The following is a 22891-nucleotide window of genomic DNA, read 5'->3' on the forward strand; positions in this document are numbered from 1 at the left end:
TTTATGTATAATTTAGCAGGCAATTGGATTTTCAGCGCAGATACTGCTAAGCAATTGCTGTTAGGAGGAGCGACTCTGCTTGATGCTCGCGAACCTGTTTTAAAGTGGTTTTGCCGTCTGCCGCCAGCTATTCCCGTAACTTGGCAGCAATTTGCCTGTTCCGACTTTCCGCAGCAAGGTAAAATTCTCGAAGATGATGCAGTTTTAACAGAAAAATTGCAAGCATTGGGAATTTGTCAAGACCAACCAGTCATTGTCATTGCGGATTCCGCGAAAGGCTGGGGCGAAGACGGGCGGATTGTTTGGATGCTGCGAACTTTGGGACACGAAAAAGCTGTGTTTGTCGATGGAGGATATCGAGCTTTTGTTAAAGCTGGAATCGATCGCACAAACCTCACAAATCATCCATCGCAGCCAGGAGATTTTATTGTATCTCGCCGCTCGAATTGGGAAATTAATCGGGATGATTTAAAAGCTATTTTAGGCAACGATCATTTAGCAGTGATTGATGCGAGGGAACCGCGAGAATATGCAGGTAAAACGCCTTACGGAGAAACCAGGGGCGGTCACATTCCCGGTGCGGTGCATCTCTACTACAAAAAGTTAATGGACAAACAGGGAAAACTGCTGGAACGCCAGGAAATTGTCGCTATGTTGCAGCAGAAAGGAGTTTCGCAGTCAACTGAAATTGTGAGTTATTGTACTGGGGGAATTAGGTCTGCATGGTTAACTTGTGTCTTGACAAATTTGGGATTTAATGCTAAGAATTATGCAGGTTCAATGTGGGAATGGTCGGCTGCGCCGGCGGATAGCTATCCTTTGGAAAAAAAACCTAGGGCGCGTTAGTTTGGAGCTTTTAATTTATAGTTGAAATAACGATAGCTGACGCACTTTAGAATTTCAGTGGTAGGGAGCATCTCAGTTTTACAACAAGCATTTTTTATTTATTATAGTGCGATCGTCCCTCCGAGCGAGTAGAATCCGCTCGCGGGGACGATCGCACTATAAATGCTTGCACACAGATGCTCCCCCGATCGCGATCGCAAGTTGTACAATACGCTCGCGGGGACGATCGCACTATATAATGCAAAACACCAGATGATCCCGGTGCGTCAGCTTGGAGTTTCTCAACTAACTCCTGCACCCTACAACTGACTTACCCTATTTTCGCTGTGACAAAACCGGCTAATTTATCGGGCATTTAACCTTGACAAACCGGCGGGTTTCACGTTGCAGCATCTCAACCGACTTGTTCGATATACTGAGCGAGATCGTCGCGCAGGCGGCTGAGTTCGGCTTCGGTGGTGACGCGCACGCGATCGTCCCTAACCGTAATCAGCACTTTCGCAGCAAAAGGAGTTGGCCAGATATTCGGGTTGCAAAAAACCTCCAAAAATACATCCCCCGCATACCGATATTCCATCGGTTTTTGGGGAGAAGCTTTAGCGCCAGCGGTTTTGGCTGCTACGGCTTTTAAGCTGTCCATCAAAGCTGCAATCTCGCTTTGCAAATCCCGCGCGGCTTGCGGGGAAAAGCTAAAGGAAACAGAACCTTCAATTAAATTCAGTGTCAGGGGAGAAAGAGACATGGGCAATGAAATTTAACATACAATTGTTAATGATAAAAGATATAGTAACCCAAAAGAAGTACCTGCCAGCTAAATTGGACTGCAAGAATGCTATTAATTACAATTTGTCTCAAGAAGCTGGGCAAAATTAATGAATGTAAATCTAACCGCAACCTAGATTCTACAATACTTTTAATTTGCGATCGCTCGATCGGCTTTAAACTAGAAGCAATAACACTTGATGGCCGATCGAGGAGATTTTATGGTTGCCGATAACCGTTCCGAAATCCGCAAGGTTTTAATAATTACCTTATTGCTAAATTTGCTGGTGATGGCAATTAAAGCAGCCGTGGGATGGCTGACTGGTTCCCTCAGTTTGCTGGCAGATGCTTTGCACAGCGTCACGGACAGCGCTAATAATATTTTAGGATTGGTAACTAATCATTATGCCAATCCGCAGCCCGATCGCGATCATCCCTACGGACACCAGAAATTTGACGCTCTCGGAGCTCTGGGAATAGCTGTTTTTCTGGGAATTGCCTGTTTTGAAATTCTCAGCGGCGCTGTTGAAAGGTTGCTCAAAGGTGGCACAGTTGTCAAAATATCCCCAAATGAACTGTGGATATTGCTGATTGTACTGGGGATTAATATTTTTGTCACTTTTTACGAGCGCAGGATTGGGAAGCGTCTCGGTAGCGCGATTTTGGTGGCTGACGCTCAGCACACGATGAGCGATGTTTGGGTGACAATTATGGTAATTGCTGGGTTGATTGGTGTTTGGCAAGGGCAGGTTTGGAATATACCTCAATTGCAATCCCTAGACGTGTTTTTGTCTTTTCCTGTGGCTGTTTTGGTATTTAGCAGCGGTTGGAAAGTTTTAAGGGAAAATCTGCCTTGGTTGGTGGATGAAATGGCGATCGCCCCGGAAGCGATCCACGCGATCGCAATGGATGTACCGGGTGTTGTCAACTGTCACTCGATCGCCTCTCGCGGTGCGATCGGGCGTCAAGTGTTTATTGATATGCACATGATTGTGAATGCGGCTGATGTAGAAACTGCTCACCAGATTACAGAAGAAGTAGAAGCCCGTTTGGAAGAACGTTTCAGCCCTGTACGCATCTTAATTCACGTCGAGCCTCCGGCTTACGAGTCCGATCGAATTAGCTACGATTCCGAACAGAAGGAAGAAGTAAATAGGAACTTCGGTAACAGATGAGTGTAAGGGATTTAAGGGATAGAAGGAAGAAGTGCGAGGGATGAAGGAGGGGTTTTGGCGATCGTAATTCCTCCAATTTTTTAAATGCTATCAAGGGAATTAAAGCCATCGCACTTAATTTAGTAGCAGTTTTCCACAGGAAAAGGGGGGTTTTCCACAGGAATCGGCAAGTTTTCCACAATAGATCGATCGGCTGTCGTCGATTTCTGTCTTTCTATTTGTATAAATTCCAAGTATTTTGAATTTCTGTAGCTATTTCCCCCCGCAAATGCCAAGGTAGCAAAATCTCCACTTTTGAACCGAGAGCTCGCAGCCATCTCAACGGGTAGTGCGGATGGAATTTTTACTTTATTTTATCTGGTGCTAGCCTATCTACTCTCGATCGTAGCGGAAATTCTCCTACTCTGTTTTAGCGGACGATTCTCTTAATTCAGAGAAAGATGAAGAAATGTTTCGATCGAGTTGGATTTGGGGGTGTGAGTGCGATCGGGCCTGAGTTGGTGAAAAAGCGATCGCCTTCTGGCAAAATCAAAATTCAAGCCTCCAAAATCGATCGATGCAGCCATTTCAAAACTGCATCGATGAGATTCGGATGGTTAGGAGAAATGCGTTTTACATTGTCGCATGGTCGATCGGTGATGATTGCGATCGTGCCTCCAAAAGCACTCAGTGCAGTTAAAAAAGGTTCGCTGAATTCGCGATCGATTTTAGAGTTGTAGAACACCAAAGCAACTCGTTTTTCTAGGTTCCTCAAATTCAGTCGCCAATAGGCTTTGAGCAGTGGCATAGTTGTGGGTGTTCCTTCTTGTCGTTTTGGACAACCTTGCTCTACCATTTGGATATAGATATCAGTGGCAGGATTATCTGGAGGGTGAAATTCCCTACCATCAATACAAATCAGTTGTACTGCTTGATTGAGTTCTTCATTATGGGAAACCGCAGACTGAAGAACTGAAGATTGCTCAACTTTGTTGAGGAGGAGTTGAGGAGTAGAAGAGTTAGCAATAGAGATGTTTTCAAATGCCTCTAAGTCAGTAAAGGATGGTTGAACACAACAAGCGTCAGAAAATTCCGTATAACTCAAGTGATTAGCACAATGCCACAGCACTGAATAAGCAATTATATGTAAATTATAGTCCGACTTAGCCACTGCATCTTCTACATAATCCTTTATACCAAAAACTAGCCTTTGCAGTTGTGCTTTGTGAGTAATTTGTTTTAATTCTCCGGCAAGAAAACCTTGAATTTGACTGTCTTTTAAATTGACGGTTAAGTTTACTAATTTATCAGCAATAGATTGTTGTGACAATGTTTCAATGTTAACTAATATCTCGATGCAAATATGGCGTAATATGTGGTCTTTATTTATTTTGAGGATTTCAATTATTTTATCGATAACTTCAAAATTAGTTTGTTTTATTTTGGCTATCGCAATTTCATCGCCTATATATAATTTTCCAGTAAAATGATTTTGCCTCAAGTTTGTAAGGTTTAAATTTTCGGGATCGCTAATTAGTGAAACAAATTCAACATATTGCTTCTCCATGAAATAATTTTCCACATTTTCTGTATCGTTACTTGTGGTTGAATTTAACTCCTCGGTTATATTTTTATTCAGATAGTTTTCTATCGATAAACTTATAAAATCAATGAATGTCTTGTCTTTGCTACTTTGGTAGCCTACTATTTTAAAACGCTCATACATTGTTGTAGTTTGAGAAAAAATTTGTATTAAAACATAGTAAAAGTCGATTTTTACTTCTACCAAACAAATCAATTTTTTAATGATTGACGGCTTCTCGAAAATTTTTGGATAGCTCAAGCTTCTCATTACTAACATTTGAGCATAAGCTATAGATTCATATGTGTCTTCTTCATTTGCAATTAATTGGATTAATTTATTAATAATTTCTCCAATAAAACCTTGTGCTTCTAAATAGTCAAACAAAGACATAATAAGCACTGGATATTGTGAGGCATATAACAAATCAATGATTGCTCTGTTGACTTTGGAAATATCAATATCAAGTCTCTTGACTATATCAATAGCAGGAATAATACTTATTGGATTGTTTCGATTTTGACTTATGAAATCAATCAAAGCATCCAATACTTCTTGATTGTTGACTAAAGCGTTATGATTTAGGCTTAGTTCGTCTAAATCTGAAATAGCTAGCGATTGAATCATAGAATCTTGACTATTTAAAAATGATGTTAACTTACCAATAACCACTTTGTCCAAAATCTGAGAATCCATTAAAATCTTAACGACATCAAAATTTTGTCTTTCGTATTGCTCATCTTCGTTCAATAAAGCATTAACTAAAAAATCAACGGCAATTTGCTTGAAATTATCATTTTTTAAAGCTATTTTTGCCACTTCTATGGCACGTCCCTCATTATCATCTTTTAATAATTTAGGGATTAATACTTTTAAGCATTCATGCTCCGGGTTGATTTTAAATAAAACTTCCAAAAGCCTATATAGAGATAGTTCGTATAGCTCTAAATCAGTATTATTTATGACGACTTGACTTATAATATCACAGGCTTCTTTGGGAGCGTAATATTTTAACGATTCTATGATGAATTCCTCATAACCAGGAAACATTAATTTGTATTGTTGTATTTGTGGATTATCATCCAAGCAAACCAAATCCACCGATTCACTAATAAAATGTATGTCGCCAGATTGACACGAGTAAACTATATTTAATGGTAGAAGCTTAAGCCGATACAGATTTTTCCATTTGTCTTCCTTAAGATTCGTTATTGTGTCGATCAATTCTTTCTTTAGCACTGCTGAAATTTGAAAACTTTCTAACCATAATATAGCTACTTCTAGCCATTGGGTTTCAAAGATTCGATAGCGCTCCATGAAAGATTGATAATTATCCATTACTAAAGATGCAAAATATTCCTGGAATGTAGGATGAAAGAATGCGTAAACAGGTTCATCTGTTGCAGATTCTCGATCTACCAAATTCAGCCAACCGAGATCCCAGGCTAATTTAAACAGCCTATCGCCCATTTCTTGCTGAATTAAACTCAGTGGCAACCGAAATCTAGCATCGCTATCCAATCCTGCTATAGACAAACGACCGAGGGCTTGATGTAATTCTTCTCGCAAACCTGGTTGAGTCGCCCAATCAATAACCGTTTGGGATGGTTTCCACTCATAGAAATAGCGGACAAAGTGTTGATATAGTTCTGCTTTAGTTTCTGGTAATTCGACTTGCTTATTTTTGCTGAATATTTGACACAGTAGAGATAAGCGAAGCGGATTTTTTACGAGTTGGCGGATGCGTTCTTTTTGCGGTTCTTGCAGCTTTTTCTGTAACTCCTGTCCCCGTTGAATATTTTTTGCTTCAGCAAACCACTGCTGAATAAAATTATCTACTTGCTCTGGTTTAAACTCCTGAGTTTTGTAAGTATCAAAACCTGTGAGGGGATTCTTGAGACTGGCATCCCAAACATTGGTTCGACAGGTCAAAACAACTCGCACATTACCCAACCAATCAGTAAGCTGGTTTCGGATTTCTTCTAAGGACAAACAACTGTTCGCCCCTACAGCCATTTCATCAACACCATCGAGTAACAGCCACACCCCACCGTGACGCAAGCGTTTTTGTAGAGATGTTTTGTGAGACTTCTCTACATCAATATCAGGATAAACCAGAGCCATAGCTTCCGGCAACCATTCCTGAAGGATATAGTCTTTCAGTGTCTTTCCTTGCAAACTTGCCAGCGCAATGCAAATCGGCAAATCTTGATTATTTTCCTGAATGTGAGTGGCGATTTTATCTAACAGCGTTGTCTTTCCTGCTCCTGGTTCGCCGACAATAGCAATATGTTTATTTTTTCCAGTAGGGTTTTGTTCAATAACGTCAGTCATGAATTCATCATGTTCGTAAATTCGGGTAACGACTTCCGGTTCTAATTGATGCAACAGTTCCATAGGCACATTACCACTGCGACGCTGCTGCTGTTTCCGTTCGATTAAACCTAGCGGTACAAAAACATTGATTTCAAATCCCATTTCTGTCGCTCTCCGTCTGAAGCGTTGCTCCTCTTGCTGTTCATTTAACATTTCTTGGCAAACTCGCTGCCAATCAATGGTAATGTTTGGCTGCGGATCTCGATCGCAATTCTGCAAGTTGGAGTCATGTTCGGCAATAAATTTTATGGGTTCAAATCCTAATGCTTGAAGAATTAAGATGACTTGATTGCGATTGCATTGATTACCCTTGAGAAAGCGTTGAACAGTGCTGTCACCCACACGAGCTTGTCCTGCAAGGTCTTCTTCAGACCAACCTCGTTTATCTGGATTTAGCGGCTTCTCCAATTCAGCCATCCGTAGACGAATTTGATCCAAACCAGCGCCATCAATCCGAATCCTTCCAGATGCCATAGCTTGACTCCTTCCTAACAACTAGAGTGGATGAAATTGAGAATTTTGCATCAGTTGCATAGCCCGCCAGGGGTTTAAACCCCTGGCTCATAGCGAAAGTCCTCTAAAAGAGGACTAAATGCTGACCCTAAAAAGCGCTCTTCAGTCCACTTGAGTGGACTTTCGCTATGAGCCGTGGACTTGAGTCCACGCCGGGACAACAGCACAGGCGCAAAATCTCAATCAAAACTATCCCTAGCATAGTCAGCATCAAGTTTCTTGACCAGTTCAGATCAGTTCACTTTTTTCTGAACCGTTTTGCTCTGGAGAAATCCAGTTGACTCCAATAGGCTTGAATCATTAACACTCAAAGGTTCAGCTTATGACAGCCTTCCAACTCAGCCTTTTCCCAGACGAGCCACCCACTCCCCTCAACTTCCTTAACAAAAAGAGAAGGGTAAAACTCCAATCCCAACCAACTGTAATAGAGCAATCCTGCACAACCCATAGAGCCGCACAACTGCTGGAGGTATCCACCACAACTCTCTACCGCGCTCGGAAAGAAGGCAAACCTTACCAGAAGGGCGCTTGGACTGCCACCGCTCTGGGTGCAAACGCTTGGACAGTCGTCTACAACCCCCTTAATTCCCACTAACCCTAATCGGAGATAAAACTAATGCTATACGCCCTTGACTATGACAATTCTTTGTCTTCATTTCCCCAATTCCAAAGCGGAGAAATCATCAACGAGTTAGAAACGATCGCTATCGATATTCTAGAGATGATTTTAGGCGATCGCTTCCGTTACTGTCCCCAAGTTCCCCTAGAAATCATCTGTTCTCGTCCAGAAACTTTCACCCGTCTTCCCATTGAACTTTGGAAATTTTGGGTGAGTTCCAGAGTCGATATCGCCTTGATGGAACGCGGTTATTGTGCTAGTCGCAAAGCCCAACTGGTGATAGAATGTCAATCTCATTGGCACGATCGCCCAGAGGTGCAGGAGCGCGATCGCAAAAAAGCCCGACTCCTTGCATCTGTTGGCGTTCCCTTAGTATACCTGCGACAAATCGATCGAGATCGACGCTTCTATCGTTTCTACACTCCCAATGGACAAAAAGAAGTCTTCTACAACTCAATTACCCAACAAGGACGGACAGAACTGGAAGCATTTTTGCAACACTATTCAACACAGTTGACAGTTGACAGTTGACTCTTAGACTATAAATTTTATGTGTAAGTCCTGTAATTAACACAGGACTTACAGACGGCATCTATCAAAATCGAAAATCAATAATCGACAATGGTATTACTCCCACTCGATCGTACCAGGCGGCTTAGAAGTAATATCGTAAACCACCCGGTTCACCCCCTTAACCTCATTCACAATCCGATTCGAGATCAGTTCCAACAAATCGTAAGGAACCCGCGCCCAATCAGCCGTCATCCCGTCTTCACTTGTGATAAATCGTAGAACGATCGGGTAAGCATAGGTGCGCTGATCGCCCATCACCCCAACACTGCGAATCGGTAGCAAAACTGCAAAAGCTTGCCAAAGTTCGCCGTACAATCCGTGGCGGTTAATTTCTTGGCGAACTATGAAGTCAGCATCTCGCAAAATATTTAGTCTCTCTGCGGTAACTTCTCCTATAATCCGAATCGCCAATCCCGGGCCCGGGAAAGGTTGTCGGTTCACGATTTCTTCCGGTAGCCCGATCGACCGGCCGACTTTTCGCACCTCATCCTTGAACAACTTTCGTAGCGGTTCGATCAACTTAAAGCACAAATCTTTAGGCAACCCGCCCACATTGTGGTGACTTTTAATTTTAACAGCAACTCGTTCGCCGCTTTTCGGGTCTACATTCGTGTCAGCAGATTCAATCACATCCGGGTAAAGAGTACCTTGGGCTAGGTAATCAAAAGGGCCCAGACGCTTCGATTCTTCTTCAAATACACTGATAAATTCGTGACCGATCCGCTTGCGTTTTACTTCAGGATCGGTAACACCTTCAAGCTTAGCCAAAAAGCGACTGCGAGCTTGAACGTACTGCACCGGAATGTGGAATTGCTCTTGAAATAATTTCACCAACCGTTCCGGTTCCTGCTTCCGCATAAACCCTTGGTCGATAAACATACAAGTAAGTTGGTCGCCGATCGCCTGGTGCAGCAAGAAAGCCAAAGTCGAAGAATCAACCCCACCGGATAGAGCCAACAAAACTCGTTGATCTCCCACCCTGGCACGAATTTCGCGAATAGTTTCCTCAACAAAAGTAGCCGTCGTCCAAGTCGGTTCGCACTCGCAAATATGGTAAACAAAATTGCGAATCAAAGCTTGTCCGCCGATCGAGTGAACCACTTCTGGGTGAAACTGAACGCCGTACAAACTTTTCTCGTGGTTAGCCACAGCAGCAGACGGAGTATTGTCCGTGTGAGCGAGGATCTCAAAACCCGACGGCAACTCGCTACAGGAGTCTCCGTGGCTCATCCACATCGTGCTGCCCTCCTCGACATTTGTCAGCAAATCCGTAGGATCGTCAATAAATAGCGATGCTTTGCCGTATTCCGCCAACTTAGCCCGCTCAACTGTCCCGCCGAGTTGCTTTACCATCAACTGCATCCCGTAGCAAACACCCAGCACTGGGATTCCCAAATTCCAAATTTCCGGATCGCATTGAGGAGCTCTTTCATCGTATACAGAACTCGGCCCTCCTGACAGAATAATTCCTTTAGGTGCGATCGCTTTTAACTGTTCTGCAGTAGTGCGGTAAGAAATAACTTCTGAATATACTTGAGTTTCGCGAATGCGGCGAGCAATCAGTTCGGAATATTGCGAACCGAAGTCGAGAATCACGATCATTTGGCGGTCTATTTGCCCCAGAGAAGAGTTTGTGAGGTCAGAGTCAGTTTCTATTTGAGTAGTCACGGTGATTGCGTAATTGCTAATTGCTAGTTGGGCAGAATGTAGCGGAGGTATTGGTCGCTGCTTGAGTCCAAAATTGATGGAAGCGAGCTACCCTTAGTCGCTAGGAATAAATAAGATTTATACTAGATTGCTGTCAGCGATGTCAGTCAATTAATAGGGTCTGCGACAAGCATATATTTACTTCGAGCCTTACCCTAATTAATTAAACTATTGCATCAGAAATTTATTCAGGACGCAACCCAGTATAATCAAGGTCTAGGGACTGAGAATTATTACTTGTTAAATATTATCCCTGAGCTATCTTTTACAAAGAATTACGGGATATTCACACTACATTAACAAATTTGTGTCAAAAATGTATCTCCTATGTCACTTTTAACAATAATTTTGCGATCGCGCCCAAACATCACCGATCCCACGGGAATACGCTGGTTAGTGTGAGTAAAAATGCAATCCGCCGATCGCAAGTCTATTTCTCGGCTAATCTCACCGTAAATTCGATCGACCCAATTGCTACCAGTTGCCCCATCCAAAGCCCGCAGTTGCCCGAGAGCCTCTTCGGCCGTCGCTGCTGAAAAAATCGCGGAACAGGCATCGGCGGGCATTCCAGCTTTAGCACAGTAAGCTGTGAGAATTTCCCTGCGCCCATCGGCGAGGTGGTGGTGAGTGTGAAAAATCCCCGCCGCCAATTTCATCAATTTACCGTGATAGCCAAACAGCAAAATCGATCGCACGCCCTGAAATCCTGCCTCTACCAGCAGCGGGCCCAGCCAGTTAGCAGTTTTCACCAGCCGCTGCGGATCGATCCCCAGTTGTCGCGCCAAATCCAAGCCATTTTCGCCAATGCAGAAAACTAAAGTGTCAAACAGTTCGGCTTTTTGTTGCAGTTGTTCGCGATAAACTTCCAACTGTCCGGGGGCGCTCAGCGGTTGAGAAATGCCCGTTGTACCCAGCAGCGAAAGTCCTTCTACGACACCGAAAGCTGCGTTAGAAGTACGGGCCGCCAGTTTGCGCCCTGAAGGCAAAATCAGGGTGACAGTAATTTTTTCTCCCCGTGCGAGTTCTCTGCTCAGATTCGATCGCAGCAGCCGCATCGCATAATCATAGATTGCCGCTCCTCCACCTGCTTTGTGATGTCCAATTCCCTCACCCCCAACAATCACAATCTGCTCTCCCTCTCCTCCATTCTCCCCCTCTCCCTCTCTCCTCCTCTCTCCCCCATTCTCCCCCTCTCCCTCTCTCCCCCTCTCTCCCCCATTCTCCCCCTCTCCCTCTCTCCCCCTCTCTCCCCCATTCTCCCCCTCTCCCCCTCTCCCTCTCTCCCTCTCCCCCTCCCCTCTGTGCAATTCCACCATTGCCCAAACGGGGGTATTGCGAGTCAAATCTAGGTTGTCTCCCGGCTCGGAGCGAGTCACGCCTAGAGCAGTATCAGTTTTGAGTACAGATGCTTGTTCGATCGGAATTTCTGCAGTTACTTGCGGTTCCAGTAAATCTACTGATACAGTATCTACATACTGAATACCTCCACGTAAGCACCGCAAAGCTGCCAGTGCTGCTGCACAGGCGAATACTGGCAGTGTATACCCGGATAAAGGTTGAGTTTGTGTCACGATGGAGTGCATAGATCCGTAAATTTGCCGGCGATCGACATCACCTACTAGCAGCGATCGCCCTCAAACATTTAAGCTTATTTTTAGAGTTTACTACGAGATGCAGTTCAGGTAATTTTTGTCAAGTAATAATTGTGTCCTACCAGTTGCCTTGAAGCCAGCAAGACTTTTTGAGAAGAACGGGCGATCGTTCGCTCTCGCCTTCCCGTTCCCCGCAAGGGTTCGGTGAAGAGTAGGATAACTATCCCCCTTCCAGAATCGCCCACCACCGACTCCGAAGCCTTACTGGCCCGCAGATGTTCACAAAACACCCGCAGCCGCGGCGAAGCTATCCCTCGCGGGCCAAATCGCCAGCGCGTCCAAGAGTAACAAACAAATTCCAGGAATTAAGTACAAATACTGTAAACAAATTTTTAAAACCAGATGGTTATAGCTATCTTCCACACACCTTGCATCCTTTTTCCCCCGATTTACCCCGTATTGAGTAGAGTTATGGTTGCGGTCTCGCAGGGGGAAGAAATATGAAGACCGCTACTAACCTCACGCCTCCATTTGTTTCGGATTCAACCTCTCAACTAGCTCACCGAACCACCCCATGCAACACCATTATTTTGCAACTCAAGGGCTGTCTCGGCGGCATCTCTGTCCTAGATTTCCAAATTAATTTGGAGCAAGCTTTGGAAACGGCCACCCTGAGAGTTGTCGTGGATCTGCAGCAAGTGGATGCTGTCGCGCCAGAGGGAATTGCCGCCCTCGCCCGAGGATTGGAGTTAGCTGCTATACTCGGCAAGTCGATCGTCTTTCATGCTATGGATTTAGCTAGCTCTAGAGATTTGAGAGCCGAGTGGATGAGTTCGCGCGAAATTTGTTTTGGCCCTTGGGGCGATTTATTCGATCGGGAATTCGAGCAATTTTTGGCGGGCTAAATGCTGCGATAGCTTCCTTGTTAAGCCCTAAAACCTAGGTTTTTAAATCGGCAAGTTAATATCTCCCAAGAGGTTGATACTCTAGGGAGTGTTTGCCATATATATTGATCGGAATTACCCGGAAGTGCCAGTCTACCTTGCAAGCTAAAAACTAACCTGGCATAGCGTAAATGTGTTTAAAGGTTTCTTAACTACGGCGTCGGATCGCTACTTCTGTTAAGAGAATCGAGGATTTTCCCAGAACCCATCCTACTATTTCACGCTCTGATTTTTTTACGTTTTAGGAGAATCGAGGACTTTCCCAGAACCCAACCTACTATTTCACGCTCTGATTTTTTATTTAAGAAATATAAATAAAATTGACATTTTAATACAACAAACTAGACTAGATGGTGTTTTGGGACTAATATCCTGAGAATGGAAATAGCTAAAGATTGCCCAGCCAAATAACAAAATTTAAAGCAATAAATTAGGAGCGATCGCTGTCAGGCGATAGAAACACCGGAATTGGCAATTCTCTTGTAACCGATTACCAAAGACAGCTCGCTCTCAAATTTCAGATTCAAGGAGAGAATCTAAAAATGAAACGTCTGATTGTTTGCTGTGATGGAACTTGGCAACAACTAAATAGTAGTTACCCAAGTAATGTGATTAAGCTGGCCCAGGCAGTGAAATCGAGTGGCAGTGACGGGGTTCCGCAGATCGTGTTTTATGACGAGGGAGTTGGGTCCGATACTAACAAGATTTTGGGCGGAGCCACTGGACTGGGAATCGATAAAAATATACAAGATGCCTATCGTTTTCTTTGTCTCAACTACGAGCCTGGTGACGAAATCTATCTATTCGGGTTCAGTCGCGGTGCTTACACAGTCAGGAGTCTAACGGGGATGATTTATTGCTCCGGTCTCCTAGACCGCCCTCATATTACCAGGGCCTCAGAAGCTTACGAGCTTTACCGTACCCGAGACATTAAACCAAAGGATCGGCTAGCAGCCAATTACCGCGAAGATTACGGCGAGCGCGTCCCGATTACCTTGCTTGGTTGTTTCGACACCGTTGGAGCGCTTGGTATTCCTATTCTACCCGCCTTCAGGAAATATCGCGAACAGCTCAATAAGAGGTACAGATTCCACGATACCACTTTAAATCAGTCGATTCAAAATGCGTTGCACGCCGTGGCGATCGACGAAATTCGCGAAATCTTTGATGTTACCCCTATGAAGAAAAATCCTGATGTTGAGAACCAGCGGGTTATTCAAGTTTGGTTTCCCGGCTCCCATATCTGCATCGGCGGTGGAACCAAAGAATACAGCGGTTTATCAGATGCTGCCTTGCAGTGGATGTTGGATTCAACCGCTAAGCTTGGATTGGGGCTTGAATTCGATCCAAGTGTCATTCCCACAGGTATCAATCCTAATTATGAGATTGATTTTAAAAACGATCCAGGGTTCTTCAAATTGGCAGGAATCAAGTTCCGCGAGGTTGGCGATGCCATTGAGGAGCTTCATGAAAGCACGATCGAGCGATTGAAAAAACGCCAAGACTATCGGCCTAAGAATCTGCAAAAAGTTCTCTCCAAAGTAATTGAAAATCTAGAAAAGTGATAAAACTTTATCAAGCTCTCAGAACCGAACATAAGAAGACGATCTAATCTACAACAATCGAAAGGAAAAGCAATCATGACAAGAGATACATCGAGAGATGGGTTGAGCAACAAAGCTTTAGCATATACGTTGACTCATTTCAAACCAATTTGGAATTTAGTTCAAAGTTACGAGCCTCTGAAACGTAAGCTAAACAAATTTTTTCTCAATAGTATCATTTACAAACTTCCGACTCGCCCGCTTCCCTATAGCTTAATGGGCTTAGATCCCAAAATTCCAGGGACAGATATTCCCAAGAAAACTGATACCTATATCTCTTGGGATTCACTTACAGACAAAACTTATACTGGGCGACATTTACCTCCCGACCCGGAATTTAACAAAGAAGGGAATTTACCACCGCTGGACAAAGTAAAGACCTTATTCCAAAAAAGAGACGGAAAAACCATTTATTCGGAAAAATCGACTCTGCTCTTTCCCTATTGGGTGCAGTGGTTTACAGATAGTTTTCTGCGGATCGATCAGCAAAACCGCTTCAAAAATACCTCCAACCATCAGATTGATATGTGTAATGTTTACGGGTTGACCCGCAAACAAACAAATATGCTCAGAGCTTTCAAAGACGGTAAATTTAAAACCCAAAAACTCAATCGCCAAGATGGCGTAAAAGAAGAGTATCCACTCTTTTATTATGCCGATCCTGAGCAGGGTATTATCGATCCTCAATTTGAAGGTCTTCATGAACCCCTTAATGATGAGAAAAGACAACCCCCCGAAAAGAAAGGCAAGCTATTTGCAATGGGAGTTGAACGGGCCAACGTCCAAATTGGCTATGTCATGCTCAACACTTTATGTATCAGGGAGCATAATCGCATTTGTGATGTTTTGTCCAAAAGCTATCCGGAATGGGACGATGAGAGGCTCTTCCAAACCGCGAGAAATATTCTCATGGTGATTGTTCTCAATATCATTATGGAAGAGTACATTTTCCACATTACGCCCTATAATTTTAGGTTCTTTGCCGATCCAGAAGCTTTTACAAAGGAAAGTTGGTATCGAGAAAATTGGATGGCGATTGAGTTTAGTTTTGTCTATCGCTGGCATAGTGCGGTTCCGGAAACCTTTATCTATGACGGGAAAGAAAAATCCATGTACGATTCCCTCTGGAATAATCAGATGTTAATCGATAAAGGGTTGGGTGCATTGATGGAAGAAAGTTGTTCCCAACCAGGCACTAGAATTGGTTTGTTTAACACACCTGATTTTAAGATCGCAGGAACACCCTATACATTTATTGATGCTACCGAACTAGCATCTGTTAAACTCGGACGGCAGGCGCAGTTAGCCAGTTATAACGATTACCGCGAAATGTGTGGTTATCCCAGGGTGACTGATTTCAATCAAATTACGGGTGACGAATACGCTCAACAGAAATTAAAAGAGTTGTACGGTCATGTTGATAAGATTGAATTTTTTGTCGGATTGTACGCTGAAGATGTCCGGAAAAATTCAGCAATTCCGCCTTTAGTAGCACGGATAATTGGCATTGATGCTTTCTCCCAAGCTTTAACTAATCCTTTGTTATCGCCTAAAGTCTTCAATAAGGAAACTTTTTCTGAGGTTGGTTGGGAAATTATCCAAAATACCAAAACAGTCTCTGATTTAGTGAATCGTAATGTTCCTCCAAGCGATCGCAAGTACAAAGTCTCCTTCGATCTTTAAGTTGTAGCTGACAACTAAGACTCAAAGTAGTTGGGGGCGCAAAGACACCTGCGCCCTCAAAAATGAGGAAGAAAAAGGCGATCTTTTCGCAAGCGATCGGCTACGGCAATTCGGGAGCAATTGCACCAGCAGTTATACTGTTTAACAGATGCAACGGTGTGTGTAGATCCTTTTTTAGCGATTAATCGAAGGTTATGTTATGAACAAGAAGTTATTTACCGAATATCCCGAACAGGACGAACTCAAATATTACGATCTTTTGGTTGAGCAGGCCAAGCTTCGGATGGATAATCTTTACGGGGATAAGGAGCGGGCGCTGCGAGATACTCACGCCAAAACTCACGCTTGCGTTAAAGGAACTCTGGAAATTTTTGACTTTGATGAGGAAGCGATTAAACGGGAATTGGGCAAACGCGCTTCGTTAACTTCTTCGCAACTCAATGCAATTTCTCTTAAGCAAGGTTTGCTAGCAAAACCCAAAGAATATCCTGTTTGGTTGCGATTTGCTAACGGGGCTACCAAAGTATACCCTGATTACCAAAAAGATTCACGCTCAATTTCAGTGAAAGTGATGGGGGTGGAAGGGGAACGACTCGCGCAAAGCCACGAGTCAAAAACCCAGGACATCATTGTTCACAATTCAGAGATATTTGTGAGCCAAACCATCAAAGATTACTACGGCTTTTTTTCTGCTCTGGTTGAATCACCAGAGACATTGAAAAAGTGGCTAATACGACATCCCAGACACTTTTTAGCTGTCTCAGCGCTTACGGGTAGTCGGACTCCGAAGAGTTTGCTAACAGCAAAATATTGGAGCGGTTCACCCTCTGCTTTGGGGCTCAATCCCGATTTCGATCCCTCCCAGCCTGGTCTAGTTCCTGTCGAATATCCGGCTGTAATTAAGTATGGGTTTACTCCGGTTTCATCTAAACCACCGCACGAGATAATTCCAGAACAATCTCGATCGGGAATTCCTAAATTTCCCTTTGTCGATCGCGCTAAAGCCTTGGGTTTAGATCCCAATAAACCAGACAATTATTACCGGGAGGATCTAATTCAAGCCTTGGCGAAACCTGATGCCCAATACTGGTGGGATTTTGGCATTCAGTTCCAAACCAGCCTAAAAATGCCGATCGACGATGGCATCAATGTCTGGAAGGAAAAGGAATCACCCTTCTTGAAAGTAGGTCGTCTCACTGTCAAGCATCAGATTATTGATTATGAAAAACAATCTGATTTCAACGAAAACCTGAGATATTCTCCTTGGAACGGCTTAGCAGTCCACCGTCCAGTAGGTGCGATCAATCGGATACGCGGTGTGGTTTACCCCGTTGTAGCGAATTATCGCCTTCAAAAGCGAGGTCTCGTCCACCAAGAACCCACAGGAGAAGAAACATTTTAAGGGAAAAATTTGAGGCGGGGACATCATTTAATGCCATCAACCAGGTATCGTCCGAGCAAATAGTAATTCCCAGAAGTTATATCAATTCTGGTTACACTCCTTATGATGGGGAGTGGGGAGTGGGGGAATGTGGAATTACTCATACTCATATCTTGCAGAATTTTCAATAACAGGCTGTCCGGCCTGTTCTGTCAAAGAGTGAATTTGATTGTGGGATGGGCCGGAGAGCCCGTCCATAAAAAGCTTATTGAAAATGGTGCAATCTATAAGATTATTGACCTTGACTTTATCATTCCCATCCAACCGGAAACGATATTAACCAGCGAAACCTTCAAAAAATCCCATCCCTTTTTAGGGGGTGGGATTATTGAAAATTATTAATTCTTAGTTCTCAGTCCTCAGTCCTCATTATTGAGTAGCAATTAATCAATAACTGGGTTCCTACCCAATTATTAATTATTCTGCTAGCAACCAACTCATGACTAATGACCAACGACTGATGATTAATAACTTAAGCTTGCCGCGAGTAGTATTCCACAACTAGCAGTTCATTAATCTGAAGAGCAATCCACTCGCGTTCGACAACGCCGTTGACTTTGCCGATCAGTTTTTGCTTATCAAATTCCAAGTGACTGGGCAAGTGAGCCAAGCCTGGATCTTTGAGATTGGTTTCCACCATCGTGCGCGATCGCTCTCTATTTTTCACTGCAATCACTTCACCAGGCTTGCACTGATAGCTGGCGATATTGACTTCACGATCGTTAACAGTGATGTGACCGTGATTTACCAATTGTCTAGCGGACGGAATGGTTGGAGCCATTCCCATCCGAAACACAGTATTGTCCAAGCGCATTTCCAAAAATTGCAGTAACACTTGACCTGTGGAGCCCGTGGCACGGCGGGCTTTGCGGACGTAACGGAGCAATTGGCGTTCCGTCACACCGTAATTGAAACGGAGTTTTTGCTTTTCTTGCAAACGAACCGCATACTCAGAGAGTTTTTTGCGGTTTTGACCGTGCTGCCCAGGCGGGTAATCGCGTCTGGGCGTTTTGCGGGTTAAACCGGGCAACTCTTTCAGGCGACGAACGATTCTTAATCGGGGGCCTCGATATCGAGACATTTATTTTCCTCTCTAATCTCTGTATGCAATTTTATGCAGACTCTATATTATATGTTTATAACGCTCAAAATTCTCACAAATATCAATAAAAAAATTGATCGACCGCAGCGAACCGTAATGTGCGGTAAATTCTGAAAGAAAAGCCGATCGCTCGATCGCCCCAATCAGCCCAAAAACTCACAACTCGATCAGCCATGCAAAAGCGCAATTTTCCCCTAACTTCTGCCCCAAAGCCAGCACCGCGCTGGATGTTAGCTCTCGGCACTCCCCTAGTCGCCCTGAGTTTGTTGGCAGTAGCACTGCCAATCTCCCCAGCATCAGCCATCACTCTGAGATTTCCCCGAACTCAAAATTCCTATCGCGTCTGCGCTAAAGAATTAATCGAAGCCGGAGTAGGGGCCGAGGCAGCAGCAGCAGCTTGTGCCGACGCGCTCCACCCCCGCGACATATCTAGATGCGCCCTCCAAATCAACCGCAAAACAAATATTTCTGGTCTCGAAGCCCTCTCTACCTGTCGGCAAGTGAGGCGGCCAGACGAATTGACTACTTGCGTAGTGAATATTCACACCAAAACAAAAACTCAACCTGCAGCTCCCCTGTTAGTGCTTGATGGGTGCCGCCGCAGTTTATTACCAGAACAGTTTGCTGAATGCGTCGTCGGGTTGAGCGGCAGGCTCGACTTTCCCACTGACAGGTTGCTGGCAACTTGTCTCGATCCAAGGGAAAAAGTGAGCCAGTTGGACGAGCGTCCTGCACCTACTCCTCCCGTCGAGCTAATGCCACCGCCTTCGCGGCTCAATTAATTATTTATTGGGAAATGGTAATTGGTAATTGCTAATTGCTAATTGTAGTGAGTGCGATCGTCCTCATCACAATCTGCGGGCGCACCTGCAACCTCATAAACTCGGTTTATAGCTTTTGTATGTGAGCCATGAAAATGTCCGAACAGTTAACAGTTAACTGTTAACTGTTAGCTGTTAGCTGTTAGTTGTTAGCTGTTAAATAACTAATAGCTAATAACTAATAACTAATAACCAATAACCAATAACTAATAACCAATAACTCTTTTAAATAATCAAATGTCACAAAATTTTGCTCAAATTACCGTCGAAGAATTAGGTCGCTACTTAGCAGAAAAAACGACCGAGGCTGAGAAATTTCAGCTTGTGGACGTTCGGGAACCTCACGAAATTGAACTCGCGGCCCTGCCGGGTTTTGTAGTTTTTCCGCTGAGCGAGTTTGCCGAATGGTCTGGTGAAATTGACGCTAGACTAGATCGCGACACAGAAACCCTCGTGCTGTGTCACCACGGAGTGCGATCGGCTCAAATGTGCCACTGGTTGACCGAGCGAGGATTTACGAACGTTAAAAATATCGTTGGCGGCATCGATGCTTACTCAATGGTAGTCGATCGCACCGTGCCACGCTATTAATCTGACGCCCGCTCCAACTACGAACCTATTTTATGATTGCGTTGGGGCGGACACAATCCGAATCCTAATTAACAGTAGTAAATCGAAAATTCAAAAGCGTGCTCATAGTCAGCCGATCGCGCCCCTGTCTTTTCGAGTCGTAGAGAGCCTCATCAGCAGCCAGTACCAGCGTTGCTGAATCATTTTTCTGCCCGGGCACAACGCTGGCAATTCCCAAACTAATTGTCACCATAGAATTGGGCAGACAGTCAACCGTCTCCGGGCGAAAAACAATATTCAAAGCTTTAACTTTTAGCCTAATCTGTTCGGCAACAAGCAGAGCCTCCGCCGCGTCAGTTTGAGGTAAAATAACTGCAAACTCTTCGCCGCCGTAGCGAGCCGCTACATCAGTAGGACGCTGCAGCGCTCCGCGAATTGCCTGAGCTACCGATCGCAAACAATGATCTCCTGCTTGATGTCCGTAGGTATCATTATATATTTTAAAATAATCGATATCGCACAAAATTAAAGATATCGGCAACCCCTCGCGAGCCATGTGTTTCCATCCTGCTCGCAAGCAACTGTCAAAATGCCGTCTGTTGCCAATTTGAGTAAGTTCGTCCACATTCACCAAACCTTGCAGCCTTTGATTTTCTTGCTGCAATTCCTCAAAAACAACAGCCGAAAAACTGTCCTCGCACAAATTTTGCTCTTGAAAATACAGGCGATACAATTCGCAAGACAAGCTACAGTTATTTCCTTCTAGTTTGACAAGTCCCATGCTGTATAGCTGATAGGCCATCAAAGGTTCGAGGTGAATGCTATTTTTAGCACCGACAACTTAACCAGTAATTTAATTAATGTCTCAGCAACCGCAAACCACTCAATGTTACCAAAACTGTAGATCCTTCATGACCGATCACGCCGATCGGCATTGTGATATTTCCTAAAAAATTAGCAGCCAACAATAGTATAATGCAGCTTAGCGCAAAAACAATGTTTTGTTTGACTACATTTTGAGCGCGGCGGCCCAAACTAATTGCTTTACCTAGTTGTTCTAGTTTATCTGCCATTAATACGATATCAGCAGTTTCTAAAGCGACATCGCTACCGGAAATTCCCATCGCAATTCCCACGGAAGCTTGGGCGAGGGCTGGTGCGTCGTTGATGCCGTCTCCTACCATTGCGACGGTTTGATACTGGGTTTGCAGCTTTTTAATTAGGTGCACTTTGTCTTCCGGCAAAAGTTCGGCGTACACTTCGTTAATGCCTAGTTGTTGGGCGATGTATTGAGCGGTTTGTTCGTTGTCGCCTGTCAGCATTATGATATGTTCTACACCTAAATTTTGCAAGCGTTTTACTGTGGCTGCTGCTTCCGGGCGGACTGTATCTGCGACTGCAATGATGCCCAAAAGTTCATCGCCCTTTGCTACCCAAACAACTGTTTTTCCCTCTGCTTGCAATTGTTGGCTGATGTGAGTCAACTCCGAAGTTGCTCGCACAAAATCGGCTTTACCAATGGTAATCGTTTGATTGTTAACTTTGCCGACAATGCCGCGGCCTATTTTTGCTTGTACGTCGATCGCACTTGACAACGATAACTGTTGCTGCTGGGCGGCTTGGACAATTGCTTGGGCGATCGCGTGTTCGGAATGAGTTTCGAGGGCTGCAGCCAATTGCAGAACTTCTGTTTCAGTATATCCGGCTGCTGGTACAATTTTGACAACTTCAGGTTTTCCCGTGGTGAGAGTTCCGGTTTTGTCAAAGGCGATCGCCCGGACTTTACCAATTATCTCCAATTGCGCGCCGCTTTTAAACAAAATTCCCTGTTTCGCCCCGTTAGCCATACCCGAAAGCAGCGCCGGCATAATCGAAGCCATCAGCGCGCAGGGGGATGCGACTACTAGGAAAATCAGCGCTCGATAGATGGTATCTTCCCAATTCCAGTTTAAAACAAAAGGCGGCAAAATTGCCAACAACAAGCCTAAACCGACAATTAATTTAGCATAACCGCGCTCGAACTTTTCCACAAATTGCTGAGAAGGAGGCGCTTCTGTTTGTGCTTGTTGTACCAGCCGAATCACTCGCTGAATCAAACTGCTTTCGGGAGTTTTGTGAACTTCCAATTGTAGCGCGCCGGCACCGTTAATTGTGCCAGCATAAACTTCATCGCCCGCAACTTTTTCCACGGGCATCGATTCGCCGGTAATCGAGGCTTGATTGAGATTGCTGTAGCCTTCGATAATTATCGCATCTGTAGGAATAATTTCTCCGGGCTTGACTAAAAGCCGATCGCCAATTGCCAATTTGTCGATCGCCACCAACCGTTCCCCATCGTACATTATCACCCTAGCAGTATCCGCCGTCAAACTCATCAAACTGCGAATACTGCGTTCAGTCCGCTGCATCGCATAACCTTCCAGCGCGCCGCTAATAGCAAAAATTAAAATTAGCACCGCACCGTCAACAATTAAATGATATTCTTGCCGCCACAGCCCCAAACCAGCCGCACCTAAAGCAGCAACAATCATCAACAAATCTACATCTAATTCATGTTCTTGAAAAAGCGTAGTCAAGCCTTCGCGGGTGCTGGAATAGCCGCCGATCACGTAAGCAGCGGGCAAAATTAACACCGCTAAGCCCAGCCAACCGACTTGTAGGGCGATCGAACCCAAAATTACCAGAATTCCGCACAGGGCGGCAGTCACAGCATCGGGGTGCTCTGCGGCGAGGCGCGACAGGCGCGAGGTGGGGAGGGAATTGGGAGTCATGGGAAAATTTGACTTGGTAGAATGACTCCTGCATCGTAAACCTTGACATTAATGTCAATGTCAAGCTTTTTGTTTAAATTCCCTGCTGGTAGGGAAACGACACTGCCGTTTCCTGTATTTCGGGCGATCGCAAACCGCGATAAACTGTCGGTAAATCTGGTAAGAAAACAGCATTGCCATGTCCTGCACAAACAAACATAGTCCTGGACACATCAAGCCAAATAAACCCGG

General features: G+C 44.4%; 22 protein-coding genes and 1 pseudogene. 11 read left to right on the forward strand and 12 right to left on the reverse strand.

All coding sequences use genetic code 11. From position 1 onward, the window contains the following. Positions 1 to 3 precede the first annotated feature (3 nt). Both QUB13_RS15930 and QUB13_RS15935 read left to right on the forward strand, forming a co-directional pair. The gene (locus QUB13_RS15930; protein WP_333382364.1) at positions 4 to 846 is read left to right on the forward strand and encodes a sulfurtransferase; all 843 of its coding nucleotides are present in this window, start codon (positions 4 to 6) and stop codon (positions 844 to 846) included. A 162-nt stretch (positions 847 to 1008) separates the two neighbouring features. Beyond that, complete coding sequence (locus QUB13_RS15935; protein WP_333118681.1) at positions 1009 to 1155, forward strand: hypothetical protein; 147 nt, start codon at positions 1009 to 1011, stop codon at positions 1153 to 1155. Positions 1156 to 1240: 85 nt separating this feature from the next. Here the strand turns inward: QUB13_RS15935 and QUB13_RS15940 are convergent, their stop codons facing one another. After that, positions 1241 to 1588 (reverse strand): hypothetical protein, encoded by a 348-nt coding sequence (locus QUB13_RS15940; RefSeq protein ID WP_193974387.1) that lies wholly within the window; start codon positions 1586 to 1588, stop codon positions 1241 to 1243. A 241-nt stretch (positions 1589 to 1829) separates the two neighbouring features. Between QUB13_RS15940 and QUB13_RS15945 the strand changes: the two genes are divergently transcribed. Then, positions 1830 to 2783 carry a cation diffusion facilitator family transporter gene (locus tag QUB13_RS15945; RefSeq protein ID WP_333382367.1) on the forward strand — a complete coding sequence of 318 codons (954 nt, stop codon included), beginning with the start codon at positions 1830 to 1832 and terminating at the stop codon, positions 2781 to 2783. A 119-nt stretch (positions 2784 to 2902) separates the two neighbouring features. Here QUB13_RS15945 and QUB13_RS15950 read toward each other — a convergent pair whose 3' ends face one another. From QUB13_RS15950 to QUB13_RS15960, 3 genes are all read right to left on the reverse strand, one after another. After that, the gene (locus QUB13_RS15950; protein WP_333382369.1) at positions 2903 to 3100 is read right to left on the reverse strand and encodes a hypothetical protein; all 198 of its coding nucleotides are present in this window, start codon (positions 3098 to 3100) and stop codon (positions 2903 to 2905) included. A 108-nt stretch (positions 3101 to 3208) separates the two neighbouring features. Continuing rightward, on the reverse strand, positions 3209 to 3349 hold the full coding sequence (locus QUB13_RS15955; RefSeq protein WP_333382371.1) for a hypothetical protein: 141 nt from the start codon (positions 3347 to 3349) through the stop codon (positions 3209 to 3211). Then, entirely contained in the window at positions 3319 to 7194 is a 3876-nt protein-coding gene (locus QUB13_RS15960) for an NACHT domain-containing protein (protein ID WP_333382373.1), read from the reverse strand. Before QUB13_RS15960 ends, QUB13_RS15955 begins: the two co-directional genes overlap by 31 nt. Before the next feature lie 361 nt (positions 7195 to 7555). Here QUB13_RS15960 and QUB13_RS15965 point away from each other — a divergent pair, with 361 nt between their 5' ends. Both QUB13_RS15965 and QUB13_RS15970 read left to right on the forward strand, forming a co-directional pair. Next, on the forward strand, positions 7556 to 7828 hold the full coding sequence (locus tag QUB13_RS15965) for a hypothetical protein (protein ID WP_333382375.1): 273 nt from the start codon (positions 7556 to 7558) through the stop codon (positions 7826 to 7828). Between the two features lie 21 nt (positions 7829 to 7849). Further along, positions 7850 to 8383: a DUF2726 domain-containing protein gene (locus tag QUB13_RS15970; protein ID WP_333382377.1), complete on the forward strand. Its 534-nt coding sequence runs from the start codon at positions 7850 to 7852 to the stop codon at positions 8381 to 8383. Positions 8384 to 8479: 96 nt separating this feature from the next. Here the strand turns inward: QUB13_RS15970 and guaA are convergent, their stop codons facing one another. The 3 genes from guaA to QUB13_RS15985 all read right to left on the reverse strand — a co-directional run bounded on the left by guaA (position 8480) and on the right by QUB13_RS15985 (position 12014). Beyond that, the gene (guaA, locus tag QUB13_RS15975; RefSeq protein WP_333197560.1) at positions 8480 to 10093 is read right to left on the reverse strand and encodes a glutamine-hydrolyzing GMP synthase; all 1614 of its coding nucleotides are present in this window, start codon (positions 10091 to 10093) and stop codon (positions 8480 to 8482) included. Between the two features lie 335 nt (positions 10094 to 10428). Beyond that, positions 10429 to 11715, reverse strand: coding sequence for a cobalt-precorrin-5B (C(1))-methyltransferase CbiD (gene cbiD, locus QUB13_RS15980; RefSeq protein ID WP_373535967.1), 1287 nt, complete (start codon positions 11713 to 11715; stop codon positions 10429 to 10431). A gap of 95 nt (positions 11716 to 11810) precedes the next feature. Further along, positions 11811 to 12014, reverse strand: coding sequence for a hypothetical protein (locus tag QUB13_RS15985; protein ID WP_333382379.1), 204 nt, complete (start codon positions 12012 to 12014; stop codon positions 11811 to 11813). Positions 12015 to 12224: 210 nt separating this feature from the next. On the opposite strand from QUB13_RS15985, the gene QUB13_RS15990 reads away from it, so the two are divergent. From QUB13_RS15990 to QUB13_RS16005, 4 genes are all read left to right on the forward strand, one after another. Then, on the forward strand, positions 12225 to 12629 hold the full coding sequence (locus QUB13_RS15990) for an STAS domain-containing protein (protein WP_194071087.1): 405 nt from the start codon (positions 12225 to 12227) through the stop codon (positions 12627 to 12629). Positions 12630 to 13210: 581 nt separating this feature from the next. Next, positions 13211 to 14233: a DUF2235 domain-containing protein gene (locus tag QUB13_RS15995; RefSeq protein WP_333382381.1), complete on the forward strand. Its 1023-nt coding sequence runs from the start codon at positions 13211 to 13213 to the stop codon at positions 14231 to 14233. A 75-nt stretch (positions 14234 to 14308) separates the two neighbouring features. Beyond that, the gene (locus tag QUB13_RS16000) at positions 14309 to 15955 is read left to right on the forward strand and encodes a peroxidase family protein (RefSeq protein WP_333382384.1); all 1647 of its coding nucleotides are present in this window, start codon (positions 14309 to 14311) and stop codon (positions 15953 to 15955) included. Positions 15956 to 16154: 199 nt separating this feature from the next. Beyond that, positions 16155 to 17357, forward strand: a complete 1203-nt coding sequence (locus QUB13_RS16005) for a catalase (RefSeq protein WP_333382386.1) — start codon at positions 16155 to 16157, stop codon at positions 17355 to 17357. A gap of 511 nt (positions 17358 to 17868) precedes the next feature. Here the strand turns inward: QUB13_RS16005 and rpsD are convergent. Continuing rightward, complete coding sequence (rpsD, locus tag QUB13_RS16010; RefSeq protein ID WP_194009592.1) at positions 17869 to 18477, reverse strand: 30S ribosomal protein S4; 609 nt, start codon at positions 18475 to 18477, stop codon at positions 17869 to 17871. A gap of 194 nt (positions 18478 to 18671) precedes the next feature. Here rpsD and QUB13_RS16015 point away from each other — a divergent pair, with 194 nt between their 5' ends. Both QUB13_RS16015 and QUB13_RS16020 read left to right on the forward strand, forming a co-directional pair. Further along, positions 18672 to 19280, forward strand: a complete 609-nt coding sequence (locus QUB13_RS16015; RefSeq protein ID WP_194009591.1) for a hypothetical protein — start codon at positions 18672 to 18674, stop codon at positions 19278 to 19280. 276 nt (positions 19281 to 19556) lie between these two features. Beyond that, positions 19557 to 19910, forward strand: a complete 354-nt coding sequence (locus tag QUB13_RS16020) for a rhodanese-like domain-containing protein (RefSeq protein WP_333382388.1) — start codon at positions 19557 to 19559, stop codon at positions 19908 to 19910. 64 nt (positions 19911 to 19974) lie between these two features. On the opposite strand, the gene QUB13_RS16025 is transcribed toward QUB13_RS16020, so the two are convergent. The 4 genes and pseudogenes from QUB13_RS16025 to QUB13_RS16040 form a co-directional block, all read right to left on the reverse strand. After that, positions 19975 to 20520, reverse strand: coding sequence for a diguanylate cyclase (locus tag QUB13_RS16025; protein ID WP_333382445.1), 546 nt, complete (start codon positions 20518 to 20520; stop codon positions 19975 to 19977). Between the two features lie 90 nt (positions 20521 to 20610). Further along, positions 20611 to 20718: pseudogene (locus tag QUB13_RS16030) on the reverse strand (AAA-like domain-containing protein); the annotation flags it as partial. Positions 20719 to 20746: 28 nt separating this feature from the next. Next, the gene (locus QUB13_RS16035) at positions 20747 to 22660 is read right to left on the reverse strand and encodes a heavy metal translocating P-type ATPase (protein ID WP_333382389.1); all 1914 of its coding nucleotides are present in this window, start codon (positions 22658 to 22660) and stop codon (positions 20747 to 20749) included. Positions 22661 to 22733: 73 nt separating this feature from the next. Next, positions 22734 to 22859: a hypothetical protein gene (locus QUB13_RS16040; protein WP_333382391.1), complete on the reverse strand. Its 126-nt coding sequence runs from the start codon at positions 22857 to 22859 to the stop codon at positions 22734 to 22736. Between the last annotated feature and the right edge of the window lie 32 nt (positions 22860 to 22891).

Origin of the sequence: Microcoleus sp. B4-D4 (assembly GCF_036705185.1) — a bacterium.
In the GTDB taxonomy this organism is placed as follows: Bacteria; Cyanobacteriota; Cyanobacteriia; order Cyanobacteriales; family Microcoleaceae; genus Microcoleus.